This is a genomic window from uncultured Limnohabitans sp., from assembly GCF_937889215.1.
In the GTDB taxonomy this organism is placed as follows: Bacteria; Pseudomonadota; Gammaproteobacteria; order Burkholderiales; family Burkholderiaceae_C; genus Limnohabitans_A.
The window spans coordinates 1-1,796 of record NZ_CALBEX010000409.1 but is presented as its reverse complement, the minus strand read 5'-3'; the positions used below and the strand labels follow the sequence as shown (position 1 = coordinate 1,796).

Sequence of the window (1,796 nt, the reverse complement as noted above, 5' to 3'; positions counted from 1 at the left end):
TGGCTGCCGACAAATGCGCCATAGCCGCGCACGGTGGTGACCTTGCGCATTTTGGCCATGGCCGCCAAGCCGCCTGTGAGTTTGCCGATGACTTTTTCTTTGTGGCCGCGCAGCTTGTCGATGTTGACCACTGGCTTGCCAAAGTCCACACCCAGATCGGCCATGTGGCTGACTTCGTCCATCACCGCTGCGACGTGCAGCAAGGCTTTGGAGGGGATGCAACCCACGTTCAGACACACGCCGCCCAAGGTGGCGTAGCGCTCAACGATGACGACGTTCAAGCCGAGGTCGGCGGCACGGAATGCAGCCGAGTAACCGCCGGGGCCACCGCCCAAGACGAGCACTTCGCACTCGATGTCAGCCGAGCCGCCGAAGGATGAGGCCGTGGATACAGGGGCTGATGAAACAGGCGTAGCTGCAACGGTTGCAGTAGCAGATGCCACAGGAGCGACCGCTGGAGCAGGCGCAACGGCCGGGGCCGCCGCAGCGCCCTCGCCTTCCAGCACCAACACCACAGAGCCTTGCTTGACCTTGTCGCCCAGCTTGACCTTGAGTTCCTTGACCACGCCACCGTGACTGCAAGGAATTTCCATGGAGGCTTTGTCGCTCTCCACGGTGATCAGACTTTGGTCAGATTTGACGGTGTCGCCCACCTTGACCATCAGCTCGATCACGGTGACTTCGTCGAAGTCGCCAATGTCAGGGACTTGAATATCTATGAGTGCCATGTTCTTCTCAAGAGGTTGGGGGCCGAGCAAAGCTGCGCTTTGGTCCGCCCCCAAGGATTAGAGTAATACCCGACGGAAGTCGCTTAGGATTTGACCCAGGAGCGCGTTGAAGCGAGCCGCTGCGGCGCCGTCGATGACGCGGTGGTCCCATGTCAATGACAGGGGCAGCATCAGGCGGGGCACAAACTGCTTGCCGTCCCAGACAGGTTCCATGGTGCTCTTACAAACACCGAGGATGGCCACTTCGGGCGCGTTGATGATGGGCGTGAAGTACTTGCCACCAATGCCGCCCAAGCTGGAGATGGTGAAAGTTGCGCCGGTCATTTCTGCAGGGCCGAGTTTGCCGTCGCGCGCCTTCTTGGCCAGCTCACCCATTTCTTGGCTGATTTGCAACACGCCTTTTTTGTCGCAATCACGGATGACGGGCACCATCAAGCCATTGGGCGTGTCAGCGGCAAAGCCAATGTGCCAGTAATTTTTGTAGACGATGGCATCGCCATCCAACGAACTGTTGAACTCGGGGTATTTCTTGAGCGCGGCCACACAGGCCTTGATCAAGAAGGCCAGCATCGTCACTTTGACGCCGCTCTTTTCGTTCTCTTTGTTGGTCGAGACGCGGAAGGCTTCGAGTTCGGTGATGTCGGCGTCGTCATGGTTGGTGACAGCCGGAATCATGATGGCGTTGCGGAGCAAGTTGGCACCGCTGATCTTCTTGATGCGGCCCATTTCTTTGCGCTCAATGGGGCCGAACTTGGCAAAGTCAACCTTGGGCCATGGGATCAAGCCCAGACCTGCACCGTCACCGCCCGAAGCTGCAGGGGCATTGGCCGCCTGCGCCTTGGTTTGTGCAGCACCCGACATGACGGCCTGGGTGAAGGCTTGTACGTCGGCCTCGGTGATCCGGCCTTTGAGGCCAGAGCCGTTGACTTCTGCAAGCGGCACACCCAGCTCGCGGGCGAACTTGCGCACCGAGGGTGACGCGTGGGGCAAGCCCAGCGTGGTGCCGCCGGGAGCGTGGGCTGGAGCAGCCACTGCAGCAACGGCCGCCGACACGGGTGTTGGCGTAGC

The 1,796-nt window shown here is 60.2% G+C and carries 2 protein-coding genes; both read right to left on the bottom strand.

Annotation, left to right across the window (positions count from 1 at the left end):
• On the bottom strand, nt 1-728 hold a 728-nt coding region (locus Q0341_RS10370; RefSeq protein WP_299512926.1), incomplete at its 3' end, for a biotin/lipoyl-containing protein.
• A gap of 57 nt (nt 729-785) precedes the next feature.
• A partial coding sequence (locus Q0341_RS10365; protein ID WP_299512924.1) for a 2-oxo acid dehydrogenase subunit E2 occupies nt 786-1,796 on the bottom strand: 1,011 nt, incomplete at its 5' end.